Raw genomic sequence first — 21,756 nt, 5'->3', positions numbered from 1 at the left:
GGAGCAGCACCCATGGCGCGTCGCCCCGCGACCTCCGACCTCCCGCCCGAGGACCTCGTCGAGCGCATCGTCGACATCGACGTCGCCGCCGAGATGGAGGGCTCGTTCCTCGAGTACGCCTACTCGGTCATCTACTCGCGCGCGCTGCCCGACGCCCGCGACGGCCTCAAGCCCGTGCAGCGGCGCATCCTCTTCCAGATGTCGGACATGGGCCTGCGGCCCGACCGCCCGTACGTGAAGTCGGCGCGCGTCGTCGGCGAGGTCATGGGCAAGCTCCACCCCCACGGCGACGCGGCCATCTACGACGCGATGGTCCGCCTCGCCCAGCCGTTCTCGCTGCGCCTGCCCCTGGTCGACGGCCACGGCAACTTCGGCTCGCTCGACGACGGACCCGCCGCGCCCCGGTACACCGAGGCCCGCATGGCGCCCGCGGCACTGGCGATGACCACCGGGCTCGACGAGGACGTCGTCGACTTCGTGCCGAACTACGACAACAAGCTGACCCAGCCCGAGGTGCTGCCTGCCGCGATCCCGAACCTGCTGGTCAACGGCGCGGCCGGCATCGCCGTCGGCATGGCCACCAACATGGCGCCGCACAACCTGGTCGAGGTGATCGCCGCCGCCCGTCACCTGGTGATGCACCCCGCCGCGACGCTCGAGGACCTGCTGCGGTTCGTGCCAGGCCCCGACCTCCCGTCCGGCGGCAAGATCGTCGGCCTCGACGGCGTGCGCGAGGCGTACCGCACGGGCCGCGGCGCGTTCCGCACCCGGGCGACCGCCCGGATCGAGAACGTCACGCCGAAGCGCAAGGGCATCGTCATCACGGAGCTGCCGTACACGGTCGGCCCGGAGAAGGTCATCGAGAAGATCAAGGAGGGCGTCCAGAACAAGAAGCTCTCCGGCATCTCCGACGCCGTGGACCTCACGGACCGCCAGCACGGCCTGCGCCTGGTGATCGAGATCAAGACGGGCTTCCACCCCGAGGCCGTGCTCGAGCAGCTCTACCGCTACACCCCGCTCGAGGACTCGTTCTCGATCAACAACGTCGCCCTGGTCGACGGCCAGCCCCGCACGCTGGGCCTGCGCGAGCTGCTCGTGGTCTGGGTGGAGCACCGGCTCGTCGTCGTGCGCCGCCGTTCCGAGTACCGGCTGGCCAAGCGGCTCGAGCGCCTGCACCTGGTCGAGGGCCTGCTCGTCGCGATCGTCGACATCGACGAGGTCATCCAGGTGATCCGCACGTCGGACGACGCCGACACCGCGCGGGCCCGCCTGCGCACCGTGTTCGACCTCTCCGAGCCGCAGGCCGAGTACATCCTCGAGCTGCGCCTGCGCCGGCTGACCCGGTTCTCCCGGATCGAGCTGGAGAAGGAGCAGCAGCAGCTGGCCGAGGAGATCGCGGAGCTGCGCGAGATCCTCGGCGACGACGTCCGCCTGCGCGCCCTCGTCTCCGACGAGATGGCCGAGGTGGCCGCGACCTACGGCACGCCGCGGCGCACGATCCTGCTCGAGTCCGCCGGCGGCACGTCCGTCACCGGTGCACCGGCCGCCCGAGGAGCCGCCGCACCGCTCGAGATCGCCGACACCCCCTGCTGGGTGCTCCTGTCCGGCACGGGCCTGCTGGCTCGGACAGCGTCGGAGGACCTGCCGGCCCGCGTCGAGGGTGCCCGCCGCGCCAAGCACGACGTGGTGACGTCGTCGGTGGCGGCCACCGCGCGCGCCGAGATCGGCGTCGTGACGTCCCAGGGCCGCATCGTGCGCGTCTCGGTGCTGGACCTGCCGGGTCTGCCGCCGACCGACGGCGCACCGTCCCTGTCCGGCGGCGTTCCCCTGGGCGAGGTGGTGACCCTCCTGCCCCGCGAGCGCGTGGTCGGCCTGACCTCGCTCGCCGCCGACGCACCGACGCTCGCGCTGGCCACCGTGCAGGGGACCGTCAAGCGGGTCTCCGCGGGTGACGTGCCCGGGAACCGCGACGCGTGGGAGGCGATCTCCCTCAAGGACGGCGACGAGGTGGTCGGCGTCGCCGCCGTCACCGACACCGACGAGCTGGTGCTGGTGGCCTCCGACGCGTCCCTGCTGCACTTCCCGGCCTCCGCCGTGCGCCCCCAGGGCCGGGCGGCGGGCGGCATGGCGGGCATCAAGCTCGCCGCCGGTCAGCGCGTCGTCGCCTTCGGCGCCGTGGGGGCCRACGACGTCGACTCCGCGGTGGTCGTCACCGTCGCCGGCGCGTCCGCGGCGCTGCCCGGCACGCAGGCGGGCTCCGCGAAGGTCACCCCGTTCGAGGCCTACCCCGGCAAGGGGCGCGCGACGGGCGGGGTGCGGGCACACCGGTTCCTGCGCAACGAGGACGCGCTCATCCTCGCCTGGGTCGGTGCCGCACCGGCCTGGGCGACGGGCTCGGCCGGACAGCCCGTGGAGCTGCCGCCCCTCGATCCCCGCCGCGACATGTCCGGCACGGCGCTCGCCGCGCCGGTGCAGGCGATCGGCTGATCAGACCAGCGCGACCACGTTGTCGGGCACGGGCCGGCGCTGCGCCACCACCCGGACCGGCCGCGGCGCCGGGGCTCGGCGCTCGGCGCCGTTGCGGACCACCACGGCCGCCGCCAGCAGGCCCTGGCCGACCACGTAGGTGAGCATGACCCAGAAGCCCTGCCCGGCGAGGTCCCACGAGGGCACGAACGCGTCGAGGGCGATGAGGCTGTCGCTCAGCAGGAAGATCGCCCCACCGATCGTGGCGAGCCTGCCCAGCCCCGTGGCGAGCACGGCCATCGCGGTGAGCACGCCGCCGTACAGGGCGACGGGGACGAGCAGGCTGCCCGCACCCGGGGCGCAGAGGGCGACCAGCCCGACCAGCACCGCGGCGTACGGCAGCAGGAGCAGCGGGTGGCGGTAGACCACGGAGCGCCGCACATGGGGGGCGAAGGCCACGACGTAGGAGACCTGCGCCAGCATGAAGAAGCCGACCATGACGAGGAACGACGCGCCGTCGCCCACGAACGACGGGACCAGGTCGCCCAGCCACGAGAAACCGAGCGCGACCAGGACCCACGTCACCAGGTGACCCCGGGGCCATCGGGTGGCGGACGCGACCACCGCGGCCAGCGCCGGCATGAGGAGCCACTGGGCCACCCGGGCGACCTCCTCGGCCCCCGTCCACTCCGCGGTGAGCTGCACGAGCACCACGACGACGAAGACCGCGACCCACGTGCGCGCGGCCATGGACAACGTGCGTCCCACGGCGACCTCCTCGAGGCCGGACACCCTCGTCCGGCGACAGAAAACGGCCGGACACCGTCGTCCCGCCGCGCCGATGCTAACCCGGCCGGGGGCGTGCGCGAGGCGCTTCGACGCGCGTCTTCAGAGCTCGATCGAGAACATCGTCGAGCTGTGGAACACCGCGTAGCCCAGACCCTCGTACAGCCGGTGCGCCCCCGACTGGTTCGCGGTGTCGACGCCGAGCTCGGCCATGTCCATCCCGTCCGCCCGGTACGCCGCCATCACGATCGCGAGGAGCGCCGGGGCGAGCCGACGACCACGCCACGCGCGCCGCACGCCGAGCAGGTCGGTGTAGCCCGCCTTGTAGCCGATGACGGGCCAGTCCTGCTCGTACCGTCCCGACACGAGGTACCCCGCCACCTCGTCGGTCGCCTCGTCCACCGCGACGAAGCTCCACGCGGGCGCGAACATGCTGCGGCCCTGCGCCCAGTCATCGGCGGTGCGCGGCTCGCTCCCCCAGTGGTCCGCGAACGCCTCGTTGTGCGCGAGCCGCACCTGGTCGTCCCGCTCGTCGGCCCACGGCTCGATCCGCACGCCGTCGGGGACCTCGATCGCCGGCAGCTCGACGTCCAGCGGCCGGCGCATCTCGGCGTAGAACCGCATCGGCGCGAACCCGGCGGCCCGGAGCAGCCGCGCGGTGGCGTCGGCCCCGTCGTCCGTCTGGGAGGCGAGCCGGGCGGGGAGCTCCTTGCCGGACGCCGCGAGCACCTGCCGACCCCGCGCCACCTCCCAGGCCAGCACCTGCCGACCGATCCCCCGCCCGCGCCACTGCGGGTCGACGGCTCCGTCGAGGAAGGCACGGACCACCCGCGTGTCCCCCGGCGGCTGGTTGACGCGCGCGTACGCCCGGATCACACCGTCGGGCTCGACCCCGGCGAGCGTGTCGCGCGCGTGGTCCTTCCAGTCGCCGTCGAACTCCTCGTCGATCTCCTCGGCCGACGTGCGGTACGGCGCACCGTCCGCCTCCTCGACGGCCGTGACGAGCCTGGTGAGCGGCGCGACGTCGTCCCGCGTGAGGGGACGCCACGTGAGGCCAGGCGTGCCGGTCGGCAGGGGGAGGTCCGCGGGGGCGGCGGCGCGGACGGCGATGGGCGCGAGGTCGGTGGTGGTCACGACGGCCACGATCCCCGCCGCTGCACCGTCACGGCAACCGAAAAGGCGCTGTGCACCGACGTTCGGAACCGGCACGATGGCTCGCGTGTCGACGTCACCGCCGCGGCTCGTGCTGATCTGCGGGCTGCCGGCCTCGGGCAAGTCCACGCTCGCCCGTCGGTTGGCCGCCCAGCTGCCCGCGATCAGGCTCGACAAGGACGCGTGGGTGACGCGACTCGGCGGCGACGTGTGGGACGCCGAGTTCCGCGACCGCGTGGAGCGGCTGCTGTGGGAGCTCACGCTGGAGCTCCTCGAGCAGGGCCAGAGCGTCATCCTGGAGTGGGGACACTGGGCCCGGGCCGAGCGGGACGAGAAGCGTCTCGGGGCGCGCGCCGTCGGCGCGGAGGTCGAGCTGCGCTACCTGTCCGCGCCGATCGACGAGCTCGTCCGTCGGGCCGAGCGGCGCACCGCATCCGGCGAGTGGACCGCCGCACCGATCACGCGGGAGCACTTCGAGACGTGGGCGGCGAACTTCCAGGCGCCCGACGAGGACGAGCTGCGGCTGTTCGACGACCCGGCCTCGTGAGACCTCAGGCGTCGATGCGGCTGCGGTCCAGACCCTCGGCACCGGCGACGATGAAGTCCTTGCGCGGCGCGACGTCCGAGCCCATGAGCAGCTCGAAGATCTCCTCGGCCCGCTGGGCGCCCTCGGCCGTCACCCGGCGCAGCGTGCGGTGGCGCGGGTCCATGGTCGTCTCGGCCAGCTGGTCGGCATCCATCTCGCCCAGGCCCTTGTAGCGCTGGATGTCGTCCTTGTAGCGCTTGCCGGACCGGTCCAGCTTCTTGAGCGTCGCCGCCAGCTCGGCCTCGGAGTACGTGTACACGTACTCGTTCTTGCGCCCGCCTCCGGCGATCACCTCGATGCGGTGCAGCGGGGGCACGGCGGCGTAGACCCGCCCGGCCTCGACCAGCGGCCGCATGTACCGGAACAGCAGCGTGAGCAGCAACGTGCGGATGTGCGCGCCGTCSACGTCGGCGTCCGTCATCAGCACGATCTTGCCGTAGCGCGCGGCCTCCAGGTCGAACGAGCGACCCGACCCGGCACCGACCACCTGGATGATCGCCGCGCACTCGGCGTTCTTCAGCATGTCCGTGATGGACGCCTTCTGGACGTTGAGGATCTTGCCGCGGATGGGCAGCAGCGCCTGGAAGTCCGAGCTGCGCGCCAGCTTGGCCGTGCCGAGCGCGCTGTCGCCCTCGACGATGAACAGCTCGCTCCGCTCGACGTCGTCGGACCGGCAGTCGGCCAGCTTGGCCGGCAACGAGGACGTCTCCAGCGCGTTCTTGCGCCGCGAGATCTCCTTCTGCTTGCGCGCCGAGAGCCGCGCGCGCATCTCCCCGACGACCTTGTCGAGCAGCAGCGACGAGTGCGCCTTGTGGTCGCGCTTGGGCGAGACGAAGATCGCGCCGAGCTCGGTGTCCAGGACCTTGGCGACGATGGCGCGGACCGGCCCGGTGCCCAGCACCTCCTTGGTCTGGCCCTCGAACTGCGGCTCGGCCAGCCGGACGGTCACCACGGCGGTCATGCCCGCGAGCACGTCCTCCTTCTCGATCCGCTCGGAGGTGTCGCGCGCCGAGATCTTCAGGCGCCGCGCGTTCGCGTCGACCGCCTTGCGCATGGTGCGCAGCAGCCCGGCCTCGAACCCGGCCAGGTGCGTGCCGCCCTTGGGCGTCGAGATGATGTTGACGAAGCTGCGGACCTCGGTGTCGTACCCGGTGCCCCACCGCAGCGCGATGTCGACCTCGCAGGTGCGGGACACCTCCTGCGCCGTCATGTGCCCGCGGTCGTCCAGCACCGGGACCGTCTCGGTGAACGCGCCCGACCCGGTCAGGTGCCACGTGTCGGTCACGGCCGTGTCCGGCGCCAGGTGGTCGACGAAGTCGACGACTCCCCCGCTGTGCAGGAACGTCTCCTCGTGCGGGCCGTCGGCGCCGGGGGTGCCCGCGATGCCGCGCTCGTCGCGGACCGTCAGGGTCAGCCCCGGGACCAGGAAGCTGGTCTGGCGGGCGCGGGTGACCAGCTCGTCGTAGGCGAAGACCGCCGTCTTGGGGAAGATCTGCGGGTCCGCCCAGTACCGGACGCGGGTCCCGGTGCGGGCCCGGGCGACCTTCGCGCCGACGGCCAGCTCGGAGCCGGAGACGAAGGGCTCGAACGGGTTCTCGGGGCCGATCACGCCGCGGTCGTCGAACGTGCCGGGCTCACCGCGGTGGAACGTCATCCGGTGCGTGCGGCCGCCGCGGTCCACCTCGACGTCGAGCCGGGCCGACAGCGCGTTGACCACCGAGGCGCCGACACCGTGCAGACCGCCCGACGCCCCGTAGGAGCCGCCGCCGAACTTGCCGCCGGCGTGCAGCTTGGTGAACACGACCTCGACGCCCGTCAGGCCCGTCTTCGGCTCGATGTCCACCGGGATGCCGCGGCCGTTGTCGCGCACCTCGACCGAGGAGTCCGCGTGCAGCACGATCTCGATCCGGTCCCCGTGCCCACCCAGGGCCTCGTCCACCGAGTTGTCGATGATCTCCCACAGGCAGTGCATCAGGCCGCGACTGTCGGTGGTCCCGATGTACATGCCGGGCCGCTTGCGCACCGCCTCGAGGCCCTCCAGCACCGAGAGGTGCCGAGCCGTGTAGCCGGACTGCGAGGAGGTCGTCGTCACGGGCCGATGGTAGTCGCCGGGGCCGACAGGCCGTCGGCACCATGCCGCCGGGCACGGCTGTGTTGCGGGCCGGTTACAGTCCACTACGCGGTGAGCGAACCACCCGCTCCGAGTGCTGGCGAATGGCGGCCGGGATGGTTCTATGGAGTCGTGACCGGGACCATGACGCATCCACTGACCGCGGCCGACCGCTGCGACCGCTGCGGCGCACAGGCCTATGTCCGAGTTGTCCTCCCGGTGGGAGAGCTCCTCTTCTGTGCGCACCACGCGCGCGAGCACGCACCGAAGTTCGCCGAGCTGGCCACCCACGTGCAGGACGAGACCGACCGCCTGCTCGCTGAGCACGGAGCCGGCGCGGGCGCCGCGAGCTGACGCTCCGGCACCGACGACTGCGACGAGGCCCGGACCGGATGGTCCGGGCCCCGTCCGTCCTGCCGTCTCAGCCCAGCCCGTCCGCCCAGGCGTGCACCCGATAGGCCTGCACGACGCCGTGCACCACGAACGGGTCCGTCGCCGCGAACTCCTCGGCGGCCTCGCGGCTGACCAGCACGCACATCGACCCGTTCACCTCGGGCTGCTCGAACGTGCCGATGCCCGTCAGCAGGCCTCGCGCGGCGAAGTCCTCGTAGTGCGCCGTGTGCTCCGCCATGTGCAGCGGCGCGAGCGCGAGCGCGAGCACGTCCGGGCCGGACTCGTACAGCACGACGTACCTGGTCACGCTCACGGTGCGGACGCCTCGACGTGGTCGACGAGCCGGGCGAAGATCATGCCCCAGCCGCGCACGTACGACCCGCCGCGGTAACCCTCCGGCAGGGCGCACGCGCCCCCCAGCTGCTCCTCGGTCATGCGCTCCCACCCGCGGTGCTCGACGGAGACGCGGGTGAGCCCGGGCCCGAGCGCGCGGAAGGTCAGCTCCACCTCCGTCGGCTCCGGTGTGAGCAGCCACGACATGGTGAACCCGTGCGGCGGGTCCCACGCGACGAGCTCGCCCCACACCCGAGTCGTCCCGTCGTGCCAGGTCTCGACGACGGCGCCGCCGATCCGGCGCTCCATCGTCACGTCGCGCACCCGGTCCCCGCCGGCGGAGAACGGTTCGACGGGCCACCACGCCCCGATCTCGCGGACGAACACGTCGAACGTCCTGGTCAAGTCCGCGCGCACGGTCGTGGCCTGGTGCACCGGCGGCGCGGCGAGGGCGAGCTCAGGCCGACGCACGGTCGTCCCTCTCGGCCCCGTCCGCGTCGACGACGCCGACCTCCGCCTCGACGAGCCGCCGGGCCGAGTCCAGCGACGCCGCCCACGTCTCGTCGAGATAGGCCCGCAGTCCGGCCAGCCCCTCGGGCCGCGACCGGTAGAAGTTCCGCGTCCCCTCGGTCCGGCGGGTCACCAGGCCGGCGTCCTCCAGGACCCGCAGGTGCTGGCTGACGGCGCTCCGCGTGACGTCGAACTCCTCGGCCAGACGCCCGACCGGGACCTCGTCGTGCGCCAGGAGCGTGAGGATCTCCCGGCGCCGGGGTTCGGCCAGCGCCCGCAGAACGGTGTCGGTATCCCTCACGCCCACAGTCCTACCGCATGCCCGTCGGGGTCGGCGAGGACCGCGATGCTGCCGTTGTCGGCCGGGAGCTTCGTCGGCGGGGTCACGGTGGACCCGCCGAGCTCCTGCGCCCGGGCCAGGGTCGCGCCGAGGTCCTCGACCCGGACGTACAGCAGGATCCCCGGCGGCATCCCGTCGGGGTCCGCCGCGCCGATGCCGCCGCCGACCGTCTCCGCCGGCGACCCCGTGTCGATGAGCGTGTAGCCGCCCAGCTCGGGGGGCGCCTCCCCCGTCCAGCCGAACAGCTGCGTGTAGAACTCGCATGCGCGGTCGGGGTCCGTGCTGGTGATCTCGAACCACATGACGGGACTGCCCATGATCCACCTCCGGTCGGCCGTTCTGACCGGACAATCGTCAGTCCTGACTAACCGTTAGTCAAGACTGACGGATGCACACCTCACGTCGTCGCTACGAGGCGACCGGCAGCGCCGCGACCCGGTCGGCGGTGAGCTCGGCCCAGTCGGCCGACGCCGCCAGCGTCCGCGCCCGGTCGACCGCGTCGGCGATCGCCGCGGCTCGCAGCACGGGCGACGCGTCCATCGGCTGGGCGCTCACGAACTCGACATCGGTGATGCCGATGAAGCCGAAGATCGCGCGCAGGTACGGCTCCTGGAAGTCGAACGCGTGCATCGGGCCGCCGGCCGAGTAGTCGCTGCCGCGCGAGGACGTCACGACCATCTTCTTGCCCAGCACCAGCGGCCTCACGTGCCCGGTCTCGTCGTAGCGGAACGAGTAGCCCGGCTGGACGATGCAGTCGATGTAGTACTTCAGCGCGTACGGGATGCTCAGGTTCCACATCGGCGCGCTGATCAGGTAGGCGTCGGCCGACAAGAAGTGGGCGATCACCGCCTCGACCTGCGCCCAGGCGTCGGCGTGCGCCGGGTCGATCGGGCGGCCGACCATCAGGCTGTACTTCGCCTCGATGTTCTCGCCCTCGATGGCGGGCAGGTCGTGGTCGTACAGGTCGACGACGTCGACGGTGACGTCCGGGTGGTGCTCGCGCAGGCTCGCGATGAACGCATCCGACGCCTTGAGTGTGTTCGACACCTCATGACGGGGAGAGGCGATGATGTGCAGCAGCTTCATGTCGGAACCCCAGAGCCTCGAAGTGACGTGACGGGCCGTTCCACCGACGAGCTGGTGGTCGGTCACGACGTCGGGACGGACCACCTCTCGTTTCGGACATTACGGACAGCATGTTTCCGACTGGGGTCGCATCGTTTCCGCCGCGTGAACTCGCGCGGGACGTGACTGGCTCCCGCGGGACGCGACGAGGCCCGGACCACCTGGTCCGGGCCTCGTCGTCGTTCGTCGGGGTTGCTCGTCAGTCGAGGTAGTCCCGCAGGACCTGCGAGCGCGACGGGTGGCGCAGCTTCGACATGGTCTTCGACTCGATCTGGCGGATCCGCTCGCGCGTGACCCCGTAGACCTTGCCGATCTCGTCGAGCGTCTTGGGCTGACCGTCGGTCAGGCCGAACCGCATCGACACCACGCCTGCCTCGCGCTCCGAGAGCGTGTCGAGCACCTGGTGCAGCTGCTCCTGCAGGAGCGTAAAGCTCACGGCGTCCGCGGGGACGACAGCCTCGGAGTCCTCGATGAGGTCACCGAACTCGCTGTCACCGTCCTCGCCGAGCGGCGTGTGCAGCGAGATGGGCTCGCGGCCGTACTTCTGGACCTCGACGACCTTCTCGGGGGTCATGTCGAGCTCCTTGGCGAGCTCCTCGGGCGTGGGCTCGCGGCCCAGGTCCTGGAGCATCTGCCGCTGGACRCGGGCGAGCTTGTTGATGACCTCGACCATGTGCACCGGGATACGGATGGTGCGGGCCTGGTCGGCCATCGCGCGGGTGATCGCCTGCCGGATCCACCACGTGGCGTACGTCGAGAACTTGTAGCCCTTGGTGTAGTCGAACTTCTCGACCGCGCGGATCAGACCGAGGTTGCCCTCCTGGATCAGGTCCAGGAACAGCATGCCGCGGCCGGTGTAGCGCTTGGCCAGCGAGACGACGAGGCGCAGGTTGGCCTCGAGCAGGTGGTTCTTCGCCCGACGACCGTCGTTCGCGATCCACTCGAGCTCGCGCTTGATCTTGGGCTCCATCGTGATGCCCGCGTTCAGCCGCTCCTCGGCGAACAGGCCGGCCTCGATCCGCTTGGCGAGGTCCACCTCCTGCTCGGCGTTCAGCAGCGCGACCTTGCCGATCTGCTTGAGGTAGTCCTTGACCGGGTCGGCCGTGGCGCCGGCGGTGACGACCTGCTGCGCGGGGGCGTCGTCGTCGTCGGCGTCGGAGTAGACGAAGCCGCTGTCCTCTGACTCCTCCTCCTTGGCCGCCGGCTTCTTCTCGTCGCCGTCCTCGGAGTCCTCGTCGTCGGCCGCGTCCTCGACCACCTCGACGGCCTCGACGACGACCTCCTCGATGGCCTCGATGTCGATCTCCTCGCCCTCGACGACCTCGTCCTCGACGGCCTCMGCGGCGCCGGGAGCGGTCGCGGCCTTCTTGGCGGCGGCGGTCTTCGCTGCGGCCGGCTTGGCCGCGGYAGTCTTGGCGGCCGTGGTCTTGGCGGCGGTGGTCTTGGCGGCCGTCGCGCGAGCGGTCGCGGGCTTGGCCGGAGCCGCGGCCGCGTCGTCGGCGGTCACCACGGCCTTGGTGGACGGGCGCGCCTTGGCGCTCGTCGCGGCGACGGCTCGAGCAGGAGCGGCAGCGGCGGCAGGCTCGCGGACGCCGATGCCGGCGGTCGCGAGGCCACGGACGACGGCGCGCAGACGCTTGGCGTCCTGGACGTCCGCCTGCTCGCACGCGGTGCGCAGCTCCTCGGCGCCCACGGTGCCGTGGGTGCGCCCGCGCACGACGAGGTCCTGGAGGGCAGGGTGCTCGAACTCACGCGGAAGAGCGGGATGCGGGGTCTGGGACGACACGAACGACCTTTCGGCAGCGCGACACCCGGAACGGGGCCGGGAGGTAGATAGACATTGTACCGACCCCACGGGCCGCTCGGCGCTACCACGGGCACGACGACACGACCGTCAGGGACGGCTCTCAGGGGGTCCTCGTGCTCAACGAACGGGGCGCGCGAGAGATTCCCGCCCGTTTCTCGGGTGATCGGCGGGTCGGACCGTGAGACGGTCCGAGCGCCGTCGGGGTCTTCCGTCCGGTCAGGCCGGACCCGGTTTGACCGTCAGGACCGGGCACGGGGCGTCGAAGAGCACGCGCTGGGCGTTGGCGCCCAGGATCAGCTTGCCGACCGGGCTGCGCCGTCGCAGGCCGAGGACGACGAGCTGGGCGTCGACCTGCTCCGCCGTGGCGATCAGGTCGTCCGCGACGTCGCCCCCTCGCAGCAGTCGCACCTCGTGGTCGACGCCCGCCGCGACCAGCTCGGCCCGGACCCGGTCCAGCTCCGCCTCGACAGCGCTGCGCTGCTCCTCCGGCTCGTCGGGTCGCGCACTGACGACGACCACGACGCGGGTGTCGCGCTGCCGCGCCTCGTCGATCGCCGCCCCGAGAGCCGCCCGACCTTCCGGAGTGGCCAGATAGCCGACCACGATGCCCATCGGTCCTCCCCTCGTCCGGCGGCAACACCGCCGTGACCGTGACGCTACCGGAGGCCGCGGGCGGCGACGAGCGCACCGCGTGGGATCTCACCGCAGGTCAGTCGACATGCCGGACCCAGCCGGGCGGGATGGCGGCGCGGAGGGTGTCGTCGAGCAGCTCGGCCAGCCGGTACCCGGGCTCGGCGTCGAGGGCACCGTCGAGCAGCACGCGTGCACGAGCCCCGTCCCCGCGCCACCACGCCAGCAGYGCCAGGAGCGTCAGCGCCGGCGCCTGCGCCCCCGTCCGCCCGCGGGCGACCATCGCCTCGAGGACCGCCTCGTGCACCGTGGTGGCCCGCTCCGGCGGGACGACTCCCYGGCGCGGGTCGATGATCATCGCCATCGCCCCCGAGAGCGCCGCGTCCAGCTCCGGCGTCGCGTCCTCGCCCCGGACGCACCGCTCCGGGAGGTCACCGGTCCCGGGGACCAGCGACACCAGGACCGCGTCGCGGACYGGCTTGTCCGCGATTCCCACCTCCAGGCGGCCCCACGGCGCGCCACCCGACCCGGGCCCGTCGGTGGCCACCAGCGCGACCGCCGCCCGCCAGGCCGCGAGCGACTCCTCCCGCCACCTCGTCACCTCGTCGGGACCTGCGGCAACGGCGTCCTGCCGGCGCCGCTCCCACCGGCGGCGCACCCGGGCGACCGACCGACGGATCTCCCCGTGCGCCGGGTGGATCCGGGCGATGTCCTCCCGCGAGTCGGCGACGGCCGAGCCGGCCAGCACCAGCGTGGYGCCGACCTGGGTGCTCTCGAGGTCACGGAGCGGCCGGCCGCCCGGCGGGCAGCAGGCGTCGTGGCAGTCGAGCGCGAAGTAGCCCTCCGGGGTGACGACCCAGACGTGGATGTCGCCGAGCGCCCTGCCCGCGGCCTCGCGGAAGTGCCGGGTCGCCCGCTGCTCAGGCCCGTCCTCGCCCCGCGGGTCATGGTCGGTGTAGAGGACGAGGATGCCCCGCCGGGCGGCATCACGGTCCAGGAGCGAGACGAGCGACCGCGCGAGCAGGGGCCCGTCCGACTCGTCGGCGAGGTGCACCAGGTCGACCCGCACGACGAGGCCGACCACGCCGCGGGGTGGCCGGAGGCTGACCGCGACGGCGCTGTCGCGCGGGCGGAAGCCGAGCCGGTGCGGCACGAGCGCGAGGATCTCCCGGGGCTCACTCACCCGGAGCGTGGTGGTCTGCATGGCGCCAGCCCACCCGAGCCGGCGCTCTCGGAGGCCCGTCGCCGACCGATCTGTGCACGAGCCCGTCGGCCGCGGGGCTTGTGGGCGGCTCACCACCTGGGTCGGGCCGCTAGCCTGTGCCGATGCCCAGCCCTGCCGCGATCTCGACGCGCGCCCGATCCGGCCTCACGGCCGTCGTCGTGGCGCTCGCCGTCTGCGCGTCGAGCGCTGCGTGCTCGACCAGCGGCCCAGGTCGAGAGTCCCCCACCGGCAGCGCGGTCGCCGTCGCGACACCGGCGCCGAGCCCGACGGAGACCCTCCTGCCCGACGGGACGGACAGCACGAGCTCGGCGGTCGGCGAGCTCGCCGCCGGCTTCCCCGTCACGCTCGTCCCGGTGCCGGAGGGCGCCGAGGTGCTCGTCTCGTCGGCGGAACCGGTCGAGGGGACGGACCTCACCGAGATCAGCCTCAACCTGCGCACCGGCCAGGACGCGGCCGGCCTGCTTGCCGCGGTGAGCGCCCCGCTCGTCGCCGCGGGGTTCACGGAGGGCACGCCGCCCGCGGCGGAACCGGGCCTCGCGGCGCAGTCGACGTTCTCCCGCGGCGACGGCTCGGAGCTGCTCGTCGTGGGCATCCTCGACCGCGACGGCCAGCGCACCCTCACCCTCGGGGGGCGGGTGCGTCTCCCGGCGCCGTAGGCTGCCCCGCGTGAGCGCAGCAACCCCGGCCCTCGTCGACGTCGAGGACGTCCGCACCCGCATCGACGAGCTGCTGACCAGGCACGTTGCCCAGCTGCGCACCGTCCTGGCGGCGGCGAGCGACGACGCCGACGTGCTGGCCGACGCCGTGGCGCAGATGCTCACGGGCGGCAAGCGGCTGCGCGCGGCGTTCTGCTACTGGTCGTGGCGGGCGCACGGCGGCATCCCCGACACGCCCGAGGCGGACGCGGTCCTCCGTGTCGGAGCGGCGCTCGAGCTGTTCCAGGCCGCGGCCCTGTTCCACGACGACGTGATGGACGACTCCGACACGCGACGCGGGTTCCCCGCCGCGCACCGCGCCTTCGCGGCCGTGCAMGACCGGCACGGGCTGACGGGTGACGCCGAGCGGTTCGGGATGTCGGCCGCCATCCTGCTCGGGGACCTCACCCTCATCGCGAGCGAGCAGGAGTTCGCGGGAGCCCTCGCGCTGCAGCCGATCCCCCGCGCGGAGCGGGCGCGGGTCGTCTTCGACCTGATGCGGACCGAGGTCACGGTCGGTCAGTACCTCGACGTGCTGGCGCAGGCCCTGCCGTGGGGCGACGACCCGGCTCGAGACGAGGCCCGTGCGCGCGAGGTCATCCGGGCCAAGGCGGCCCGGTACAGCGTGGAGCACCCGATCGTGCTGGGCGCCGCGCTCGCGGACGCCGACGAGGCCGAGCTCGAGGCGTGCCGCGCGCTGGGCCTGCCGCTCGGCGAGGCGTTCCAGCTCCGGGACGACCTGCTCGGGGTGTTCGGCGACCCCGCGACCACGGGCAAGCCCGCGGGGGACGACCTGCGCGAGGGCAAGCGCACGGTGCTGGCCGCGCGGGCGGTCGCCCGGGCCCGCGCCGCCTCCGACGACGCCACCGTGCAGCTGCTGCGCGAGCGTCTCGGCGACCGGACGCTCACCGAGGCGGACGTCGCCGTCCTCGCCGAGGCGATCCGGCGCACCGGGGCCCCCGACGAYGTCGAGACCCTGATCGACGACCTCGCCGCCCGCGCGTTCGCCCTGATGGACGGCCGCCCCTGGCGCGAGCCGGCGCGCGCGCAGCTGATCGGCCTCGCGCACGCCGCGGTCGACCGCCGCGCCTGACCCTCAGAGCTCGGCGGCGGCCCGTCGACGGATCTCGGTCTTGCGGCCCGCGCGCAGCGCATCGATGGGCGAGCCGGGCAGCGAGTCGTCGGGCGTGAAGAGCCACTCGATCGCGGCCTCGTCGGAGAACCCGGCGTCGGACAGCACCGTCAGCGTGCCCTGCAGGGACGCGAGGACCGTCCACGGCTGATCGGCGTCGGGATGCGTGGGCTGAGCAGGGTTGGCCAGGTGGCCAGGGACGAGGAATGCGGCCGGGATCGAGAACACCCGGGGGTCTCCGCGGCGCACGCCGACCAGCTTGCGCTCCTGCACGATCCGGCGGACCTTCGACGCGTCGAGGCCGACCCGGTCGGCGACATCAGGGACGGTGAGCCACTCGTCGACCAGTCGGTCGAGGGCATCTGAGGAATCGTTCACCCGACAAGAGTACGCATCCGGGAATTACACCGGCGCAATTCCCCCACGCGCTTTCGCCCCTTGCGGTATTCGGATACGTTCACATTCTGTCACACCAGTCACACAGGCCACATCCGTTCACTTTCGCACCACGAGGTAGGTCCCATGTCGCAGCACGCCACCGCCCGCGCCGACGGGCTGCGTCGCGTCGCCACCGGCACCGGTGCCACGCTCGCGCTCGCCGCGGTCGCCGTGACCGCGACGGGGGGCGCCGCCCAGGCCGACGACAGCTACACCGTCCGCACCGGGGACACGGTCAGCCACATCGCCGCCCGCAGCGGCACCACCGTCGCCGCGATCACCCGGGCCAACGCGCTCGCGGACGCCTCGCGGATCCGGATCGGCCAGGTGCTCACGATCCCGTCGGCGTCGTCCGCCGCTCCCGCCCCGGCAGCCGCGCCCGCCGCCCCCGCGCCGGCCGCCGGCTCCTACACCGTCGTCTCGGGCGACACCGTGAGCCACATCGCGGTCAAGCTCGGGACGTCCGTCCAGGCGATCGTCGCCGCCAACGGGCTCGACTCGCGCGCGCTCATCCGGATCGGGCAGACGCTGTCGGTCCCGGGCGGCGGGGGCACGTCGTCGGCGCCGGCCCCGGCCGCAGTGGCCCAGGCGACCTCCTCCGTGGCCTACACGGTGCGCTCGGGCGACACCGTCACGGGTATCGCCGCCGCGAAGGGGACGACGGTCGCGGCGATCGTCGCGGCGAACGGCCTGGGCGCGCGCGCCATGATCAAGATCGGCCAGACGCTCACGGTGCCCGTCCCGGTCGCCGCCCCGTCCGCCGTCGGCAGCACCTTCGCCGGCCGCACGTACGCCGACTCGGTGGTCGCGGCAGCCAACGCGAACCTCGCGACCCTGCGCGGGTCGGCCGTGCCCTCGAAGTCCGAGATGCAGGCCAAGGTCGCCGCGACGGCACGGGCGATGGGCGTCGACGCGGCGCTCGCCCAGGCGGTCGCGTTCCAGGAGTCGGGGTTCAACCACGCGGTCGTCTCCCCCGCCAACGCCATCGGCACCATGCAGGTCATCCCGAGCTCGGGCTCGTGGGCGTCGGACCTGGTCGGCCGGCAGCTGAATCTCGTCGACCCGGACGACAACGTCACCGCCGGCGTCGCGATCCTGCGGGCGCTCGTGCAGAACGCCCCCGACCTGCCGACGGCGATCGCCGGGTACTACCAGGGCGCGTCATCGGTGCAGCGCAACGGCATGTTCGCGGACACGCGGCGCTATGTCGCCAACGTCCAGACCCACATGACGCGCTTCCACTGAGGCCCCGCCTGCGGGACGCGCCGCACTCCCGACCGTAGACTCCCTGCCGTGGGAGCCACCGTCACCGATCCGCTCGTCGGCCGCCTGGTCGACAGCCGGTACGAGGTCGTGTCCCGCATCGCCCGCGGCGGCATGGCGACCGTGTACCTCGCGGTCGACCGGCGCCTGGACCGCGACGTCGCGCTGAAGGTGATGCACGCCCACCTGGCCGAGGGCACGTCCGGCACCGACTTCGTCGCCCGCTTCCGGCGGGAGGCGCGCACCGCTGCCCGGCTGACGCACCCCGGGCTGGTCGGCGTGTACGACCAGGGTGTCGACGGCGAGACCAGCTACCTGACGATGGAGTACATCGACGGGTCCAACCTGCGCCGCTACCTCGGCGAGCGGGGCGCGCTGACCGTCGGCGACGCCCTGCGCATCGGGGAGAACGTGCTCGACGCGCTGGCCGCCGCGCACCGCGTCGGCCTGGTGCACCGCGACATCAAGCCCGAGAACGTGCTCCTCGCCACCGACGGCCGCGTGAAGCTGGCGGACTTCGGGCTCGCGCGCGCGGTCACCGAGGTCACCTCGACCACCACCGGCACGGTGCTCGGCACGGTCGCGTACCTGGCTCCCGAGCTGGTCGTCCGCGGCGTCAGCGATGCCCGGACCGACGTGTACGCGTGCGGCATCCTCCTGTTCGAGATGCTCACGGGGCGCCAGCCCTTCACCGGCGAGACGCCGATCCAGGTGGCGTTCCAGCACGTCAACAACGACGTACCGGCGCCGTCGGAGCAGGCCGACTGGCTGCCCATCGAGATCGACGACGCSGTGCGCGCGCTCGCCGCGCGCGACCCCGACGACCGCCCGGTCGACGCCGCTGCCGCGCTGGCSCTSCTGCGCCGCACCCGMGCCRCSCTCGACGASGAGACCCTCGCCCGSCACGCGKMCGTCGAGCCCTCCATCGTGCTGCCCACCGCCACCGACCCGGCCGAGACGGATCTCGACACGGAGGCCTCGGACGGCGACGAGCCCGTCGACGAGCTGGCCAAGCCCGACATCGACGAGCGGTCCGACCCGGACCAGGACGAGACCACGCTGATCGAGACGGGCGACGGCCGCGGCACCACGGTCGCGCTGCCCATCGGCCTCGGCGTCAGCGCCGAGGTGCTGCGCACGGGCCCCCACGACGCGCCCCCGCCGGTCCGGCATCACCGCGCCCGCTGGATCGTCCTGCTCGCGCTCCTGGCCGCTCTGATCGGCGGCGGCGCCTGGTGGTACCTCCAGCAGGGTCCGGGCGCCTACACGACCGTGCCGACGATCATCGGCCAGGACGAGGCGCACGCGACCGAGATCCTGACGCGCGCCGGGCTGGGCGCGAAGGCCACCTCCGACTTCGATCCCACGGCCCAGGCCGGCCTCGTCTTCGTGGCCGACCCCGGACAGGGCGAGCGGATCCGCAAGGACGGCACGGTCACGTTCACCATCTCGAAGGGGCCGGACTACGTGCAGGTCCCCGACGGGGTGGTCGGGCAGATGCAGGCCGCCGCCGACGCCACGCTGCGGGCCGCCGCCCTGGAGCCCGTCTACACGGACCCGGCCACCAGCGACACGGTGGAGAACGGGAAGGTCATCAGCGCCACGCTGCCGAGCGGAGCCCCGGCGGACCCGGGGGCGCAGGCGCTGCGCGGGGACAAGATCACGCTGACGGTCTCCAGCGGACGCGCGCCGGTCACCATCACCTCCGTGGTCGGCGCCTCCGTCGAGGACGCCACGAACCAGCTCGCGCCCGACGCCCTCACGCTCGCGCCGACCGAGGCGTTCAGCGACACCGTCGGCAAGGGCCTGATCATCGACCAGAACCCGGCCGCCAACACCGCCGGGCACCGCGGCGACGTCATCGCGGTGACGGTGAGCAAGGGTCCCGAGCTGGTGACGGTGCCCGACGTCGTCGGGAAGAACGGGGCGGGCGCCAAGCAGGCGATCGAGGCCGCCGGCCTGGTCTACAAGGCGCAGAAGTACCTGGGCGGCATCCTCGACCGCGTCCGGTTCCAGGACACCGCCGCGGGCTCGCAGGCGCCCAAGGGCAGCACCGTCACCGTCACCATCTGGTGACGACGACGCCCCGGCAGCTCGGGGCGGCCGGGGCGTCGTCGCAGGTGCGTCAGCTCGCGCGGAGCAGCTCGACCACCTGGAACGCCATCTCGAGCGACTGCTGGTGGTTCAGGCGCGGGTCCACGAGGGTCTCGTAGCGGCGGGCCAGGCCCTCGTCGTCGATCTCCTCCGTGCCGCCGAGCACCTCGGTGACGTCGTCGCCGGTGAGCTCGATGTGCAGGCCGCCGGGGACGGTGCCGAGGCCGCGGTGCACCTCGAAGAAGCCCGCCACCTCGTCCATCACGTCGGAGAACCGACGCGTCTTGTAGCCGGACGCGGACGTGATCCCGTTGCCGTGCATCGGGTCGCACACCCAGGTGACGGGTCGACCGTCCGCGGTGACCTTCTCGACGAGCGCGGGCAGCAGGTCCCGGACCTTGCCGGCGCCCATGCGCGTGATGAAGGTGATGCGACCGGCCTCGCCCTGCGGGTTCAGCTTGTCGATGAGCGCGAGCGCGTCGTCGCCGGTGGTCGTCGGACCGAGCTTGATGCCCAGCGGGTTCTGCACGCGCGAGAAGTAGTCCACGTGCGCCCCGTCGAGCTGCCGGGTCCGCTCCCCGATCCACACGAAGTGGCTCGAGCAGTCGTACGGCAGCCCGGTCCGCGAGTCGATGCGGGTCAGCGGGCGCTCGTAGTCGAGCAGCAGGCCCTCGTGGCTGGAGAAGAAGTCGACCGAGCGCAGCGCGTCGAAGTCGGCGCCGCACGCGGCCATGAACCGGATGGCGCGGTCGATCTCGGCCGCGATCTCCTCGTACCGGGAGTACGCCGGGTTCGCCATGAAGCCGCGGTTCCACTCGTGCACGCGCAGCAGCGACGCGAAGCCACCCGTGGTGAACGCCCGGATGAGGTTCAGCGTCGACGCGGACGTGTGGTACGCCTCGAGCAGGCGCTGCGGGTCCGGCGTGCGGGCCTCGGGCGTGAACTCGTAGCCGTTGATGATGTCGCCACGGAACGCCGGCAGGGTGACCCCGTCGCGCGTCTCGGAGTCGGAGCTGCGCGGCTTGGCGTACTGCCCGGCCATGCGGCCCATCTTGATGACCGGCAGGCTGGCGCCGTACGTGAGCACGACGGCCATCTGCAGGATCGTCTTGATCTTGTTGCGGATGTTGTCGGCCGTGGCCTCGCCGAAGGTCTCGGCGCAGTCGCCGCCCTGGAGCAGGAACGCCTCGCCCCGGCCCGCCGCGGCGAGCTGGGCGCGCAGGTGGTCGGCCTCGCCGGCGAACACCAGCGGCGGCAGCGTGGACAGGCGCGTCGTGACGGCGTCGAGGGCGGTCGCGTCCGGCCAGTGCGGCTGCTGCACGGCCGACATCGAGCGCCAGGCGTCGAGCCCCGCGACGACCTGGGGGTCCGGCTCGACGCTCATGAGTGGCTGGCCGGGACGAGGGGCTGACCGATGTCCGCCAGGAGCGCACCGAACCAGGGCTGCGACACGTCGAACGCCTTGCCACCGGCGATGCGCGGGAACTCGATGGCACGCAGCACGTCGCCCTGCTCCTCGTCGTGCCCGATGACGCCCGACTCCCCGCGCAGCGCGCACTCGACGGCCAGGTCGGTCATCGACTTGATGAGTCGCAGGTCCTCGGCGTTCGCCGCCGCGGCGCGCGAGTAGTAGCCGGACTTCTGCACCATGACCTTCTCGGCGCCCAGCTTCTCGGCGAACTGCTTGGCGAACCACTGGCCCGGGTTGATCGTGTCCAGGCGCACGTGCCCGAACGCGTCGCGCAGCACCTCCGTGCCGGACGACTCGAGCTGGTCGACGATCTCGTGCATGCCCGCGCCCTCGGACAGGAAGATGTTGACGTTGCCCTGCTCGTCCATGATCGTCTTGAGGCGCGCGGCCTCGGCGTCGATGTCCAGCGCCAGCTCGGGCAGGAAGACGGCGTGGATGTCCCAGCGCTCGCGCGTGAGGCCGATGCCGGGCACCCACTCCTGCGTGTCGAGCCACTTGCGGTAGTCGGCCGCGGTGGCGGCGGTGAGCCACCCGCAGTGCCGCCCCATGACCTCGTGCACGATGAGCATGCGCGGGCCCGAGCGGTGCTCGCCGATGATGTTCGCGGCGAAGCCGGCGGCCTCCTCGGCCGCGGTCCACGCTCCGAGCGACTGCTTGATGGGCACCACGTCGTTGTCGATGGTCTTGGGCAGGCCCACCACCGTGAGCTCGTAGCCGTTCTCGTGGAGGTAGGCGGCGAGGTCGGCCGCGGTGGTGTTCGTGTCGTCGCCACCGATGGTGTGCAGCACGTCAACGCCGTCCGCCTTGAGGCGCTCGGCGGCCACCTGCAGCGGGTCCTCGCCCTCCTTGACCAGCCCGCGCTTCACGCAGTCGGCCGCGTTGGTGAGCTTGACCCGCGAGTTGCCGATGGGAGACCCGCCGAACTTGTGCAGGATGCCGGCCTTCGCGCGCGTCTCGTCGTCGATGACGATCTTGTCGCCGCGCAGCAGCCCGTAGTAACCGTGCTCGTACGCGATGATCTCGATGTCGGGAGCGATCTCCGTGTACCGCTCGATGAGCCCGCCGACGGCGGACGACAGGCACGGGGCGAAGCCACCTGCGGTCAGGAGGGCGACGCGACGAACCGACATGAGAAACACCTCTCGTTGACACCGTCGGCGCGCACGTTGCGGCGGCGCGCCCCAAAGTCGGCGCTCAGGC

General features: G+C 72.8%; 21 protein-coding genes. 7 read left to right on the top strand and 14 right to left on the bottom strand.

The window, feature by feature from the left end; all coding sequences use genetic code 11:
- Positions 1-12 precede the first annotated feature (12 nt).
- Positions 13-2,487, top strand: a complete 2,475-nt coding sequence (locus ACXJKG_RS01065; protein WP_456843907.1) for a DNA gyrase/topoisomerase IV subunit A — start codon at positions 13-15, stop codon at positions 2,485-2,487.
- Here ACXJKG_RS01065 and ACXJKG_RS01060 read toward each other — a convergent pair whose 3' ends face one another.
- Positions 2,488-3,234: a lysoplasmalogenase gene (locus ACXJKG_RS01060; RefSeq protein ID WP_456843906.1), complete on the bottom strand. Its 747-nt coding sequence runs from the start codon at positions 3,232-3,234 to the stop codon at positions 2,488-2,490.
- A gap of 120 nt (positions 3,235-3,354) precedes the next feature.
- Entirely contained in the window at positions 3,355-4,386 is a 1,032-nt protein-coding gene (locus tag ACXJKG_RS01055) for a GNAT family N-acetyltransferase (RefSeq protein ID WP_456843905.1), read from the bottom strand.
- Positions 4,387-4,471: 85 nt separating this feature from the next.
- Here ACXJKG_RS01055 and ACXJKG_RS01050 point away from each other — a divergent pair, with 85 nt between their 5' ends.
- The gene (locus ACXJKG_RS01050) at positions 4,472-4,951 is read left to right on the top strand and encodes an AAA family ATPase (RefSeq protein WP_456843904.1); all 480 of its coding nucleotides are present in this window, start codon (positions 4,472-4,474) and stop codon (positions 4,949-4,951) included.
- Between the two features lie 4 nt (positions 4,952-4,955).
- Here ACXJKG_RS01050 and ACXJKG_RS01045 read toward each other — a convergent pair whose 3' ends face one another.
- Positions 4,956-7,082 carry a DNA gyrase/topoisomerase IV subunit B gene (locus ACXJKG_RS01045; RefSeq protein WP_456843903.1) on the bottom strand — a complete coding sequence of 709 codons (2,127 nt, stop codon included), beginning with the start codon at positions 7,080-7,082 and terminating at the stop codon, positions 4,956-4,958.
- A 162-nt stretch (positions 7,083-7,244) separates the two neighbouring features.
- On the opposite strand from ACXJKG_RS01045, the gene ACXJKG_RS01040 reads away from it, so the two are divergent.
- Entirely contained in the window at positions 7,245-7,454 is a 210-nt protein-coding gene (locus tag ACXJKG_RS01040) for a DUF7455 domain-containing protein (RefSeq protein WP_315096168.1), read from the top strand.
- A gap of 67 nt (positions 7,455-7,521) precedes the next feature.
- On the opposite strand, the gene ACXJKG_RS01035 is transcribed toward ACXJKG_RS01040, so the two are convergent.
- The 8 genes from ACXJKG_RS01035 to ACXJKG_RS01000 form a co-directional block, all read right to left on the bottom strand.
- Positions 7,522-7,806, bottom strand: coding sequence for a YciI family protein (locus ACXJKG_RS01035; RefSeq protein ID WP_456843902.1), 285 nt, complete (start codon positions 7,804-7,806; stop codon positions 7,522-7,524).
- A complete protein-coding gene (locus tag ACXJKG_RS01030) occupies positions 7,803-8,297 on the bottom strand; it encodes an SRPBCC domain-containing protein (protein ID WP_456843901.1) in 495 nt (164 codons plus the stop codon). The genes ACXJKG_RS01035 and ACXJKG_RS01030 overlap by 4 nt, the downstream gene beginning before the upstream one ends.
- Complete coding sequence (locus ACXJKG_RS01025; RefSeq protein WP_456843900.1) at positions 8,284-8,637, bottom strand: ArsR/SmtB family transcription factor; 354 nt, start codon at positions 8,635-8,637, stop codon at positions 8,284-8,286. The genes ACXJKG_RS01030 and ACXJKG_RS01025 overlap by 14 nt, the downstream gene beginning before the upstream one ends.
- On the bottom strand, positions 8,634-8,993 hold the full coding sequence (locus ACXJKG_RS01020) for a VOC family protein (RefSeq protein WP_456843899.1): 360 nt from the start codon (positions 8,991-8,993) through the stop codon (positions 8,634-8,636). The genes ACXJKG_RS01025 and ACXJKG_RS01020 overlap by 4 nt, the downstream gene beginning before the upstream one ends.
- Before the next feature lie 91 nt (positions 8,994-9,084).
- Positions 9,085-9,762: an FMN-dependent NADH-azoreductase gene (locus ACXJKG_RS01015; RefSeq protein ID WP_456843898.1), complete on the bottom strand. Its 678-nt coding sequence runs from the start codon at positions 9,760-9,762 to the stop codon at positions 9,085-9,087.
- A 238-nt stretch (positions 9,763-10,000) separates the two neighbouring features.
- Positions 10,001-11,587, bottom strand: a complete 1,587-nt coding sequence (locus ACXJKG_RS01010; RefSeq protein ID WP_456843897.1) for an RNA polymerase sigma factor — start codon at positions 11,585-11,587, stop codon at positions 10,001-10,003.
- Positions 11,588-11,824: 237 nt separating this feature from the next.
- Positions 11,825-12,220: a universal stress protein gene (locus ACXJKG_RS01005; protein WP_456843896.1), complete on the bottom strand. Its 396-nt coding sequence runs from the start codon at positions 12,218-12,220 to the stop codon at positions 11,825-11,827.
- Positions 12,221-12,317: 97 nt separating this feature from the next.
- Complete coding sequence (locus tag ACXJKG_RS01000; RefSeq protein ID WP_456843895.1) at positions 12,318-13,442, bottom strand: DUF4192 domain-containing protein; 1,125 nt, start codon at positions 13,440-13,442, stop codon at positions 12,318-12,320.
- A 122-nt stretch (positions 13,443-13,564) separates the two neighbouring features.
- Here ACXJKG_RS01000 and ACXJKG_RS00995 point away from each other — a divergent pair, with 122 nt between their 5' ends.
- Positions 13,565-14,119, top strand: a complete 555-nt coding sequence (locus ACXJKG_RS00995) for a hypothetical protein (RefSeq protein ID WP_456843894.1) — start codon at positions 13,565-13,567, stop codon at positions 14,117-14,119.
- Positions 14,120-14,129: 10 nt separating this feature from the next.
- Positions 14,130-15,251 carry a polyprenyl synthetase family protein gene (locus ACXJKG_RS00990; RefSeq protein ID WP_456843893.1) on the top strand — a complete coding sequence of 374 codons (1,122 nt, stop codon included), beginning with the start codon at positions 14,130-14,132 and terminating at the stop codon, positions 15,249-15,251.
- A gap of 3 nt (positions 15,252-15,254) precedes the next feature.
- Here the strand turns inward: ACXJKG_RS00990 and ACXJKG_RS00985 are convergent, their stop codons facing one another.
- Positions 15,255-15,668: an Rv2175c family DNA-binding protein gene (locus tag ACXJKG_RS00985; protein ID WP_456843892.1), complete on the bottom strand. Its 414-nt coding sequence runs from the start codon at positions 15,666-15,668 to the stop codon at positions 15,255-15,257.
- A 144-nt stretch (positions 15,669-15,812) separates the two neighbouring features.
- Here ACXJKG_RS00985 and ACXJKG_RS00980 point away from each other — a divergent pair, with 144 nt between their 5' ends.
- On the top strand, positions 15,813-16,973 hold the full coding sequence (locus tag ACXJKG_RS00980; RefSeq protein WP_456843891.1) for a LysM peptidoglycan-binding domain-containing protein: 1,161 nt from the start codon (positions 15,813-15,815) through the stop codon (positions 16,971-16,973).
- Positions 16,974-17,021: 48 nt separating this feature from the next.
- A complete protein-coding gene (gene pknB / locus ACXJKG_RS00975; RefSeq protein WP_456843890.1) occupies positions 17,022-19,067 on the top strand; it encodes a Stk1 family PASTA domain-containing Ser/Thr kinase in 2,046 nt (681 codons plus the stop codon).
- Positions 19,068-19,116: 49 nt separating this feature from the next.
- On the opposite strand, the gene ACXJKG_RS00970 is transcribed toward pknB, so the two are convergent.
- Both ACXJKG_RS00970 and ACXJKG_RS00965 read right to left on the bottom strand, forming a co-directional pair.
- A complete protein-coding gene (locus ACXJKG_RS00970) occupies positions 19,117-20,469 on the bottom strand; it encodes a class II 3-deoxy-7-phosphoheptulonate synthase (protein ID WP_456843889.1) in 1,353 nt (450 codons plus the stop codon).
- Entirely contained in the window at positions 20,466-21,686 is a 1,221-nt protein-coding gene (locus ACXJKG_RS00965; protein ID WP_456843888.1) for a pyrophosphate--fructose-6-phosphate 1-phosphotransferase, read from the bottom strand. Before ACXJKG_RS00965 ends, ACXJKG_RS00970 begins: the two co-directional genes overlap by 4 nt.
- Positions 21,687-21,756 lie beyond the last annotated feature (70 nt).

The sequence above is a fragment of the Cellulomonas sp. P5_C6 genome, assembly GCF_054049635.1.
Note: the sequence above shows the minus strand (reverse complement) of the source record. Positions and strands in the feature narration are given on the sequence as shown.

Bases quoted from the DNA above. Each gene is read 5' to 3' on its own strand.
- ACXJKG_RS00965 (WP_456843888.1), bottom strand. From the start codon at position 21,686: ATGTCGGTTCGTCGCGTCGCCCTCCTGACCGCAGGTGGCTTCGCCCCG.
- ACXJKG_RS00980 (WP_456843891.1), top strand. From the start codon at position 15,813: ATGTCGCAGCACGCCACCGCCCGCGCCGACGGGCTGCGTCGCGTCGCC.
- ACXJKG_RS01005 (WP_456843896.1), bottom strand. From the start codon at position 12,220: ATGGGCATCGTGGTCGGCTATCTGGCCACTCCGGAAGGTCGGGCGGCT.
- ACXJKG_RS01020 (WP_456843899.1), bottom strand. From the start codon at position 8,993: ATGGGCAGTCCCGTCATGTGGTTCGAGATCACCAGCACGGACCCCGAC.
- ACXJKG_RS01040 (WP_315096168.1), top strand. From the start codon at position 7,245: ATGACGCATCCACTGACCGCGGCCGACCGCTGCGACCGCTGCGGCGCA.
- ACXJKG_RS00970 (WP_456843889.1), bottom strand. From the start codon at position 20,469: ATGAGCGTCGAGCCGGACCCCCAGGTCGTCGCGGGGCTCGACGCCTGG.
- ACXJKG_RS01015 (WP_456843898.1), bottom strand. From the start codon at position 9,762: ATGAAGCTGCTGCACATCATCGCCTCTCCCCGTCATGAGGTGTCGAAC.
- ACXJKG_RS00995 (WP_456843894.1), top strand. From the start codon at position 13,565: ATGCCCAGCCCTGCCGCGATCTCGACGCGCGCCCGATCCGGCCTCACG.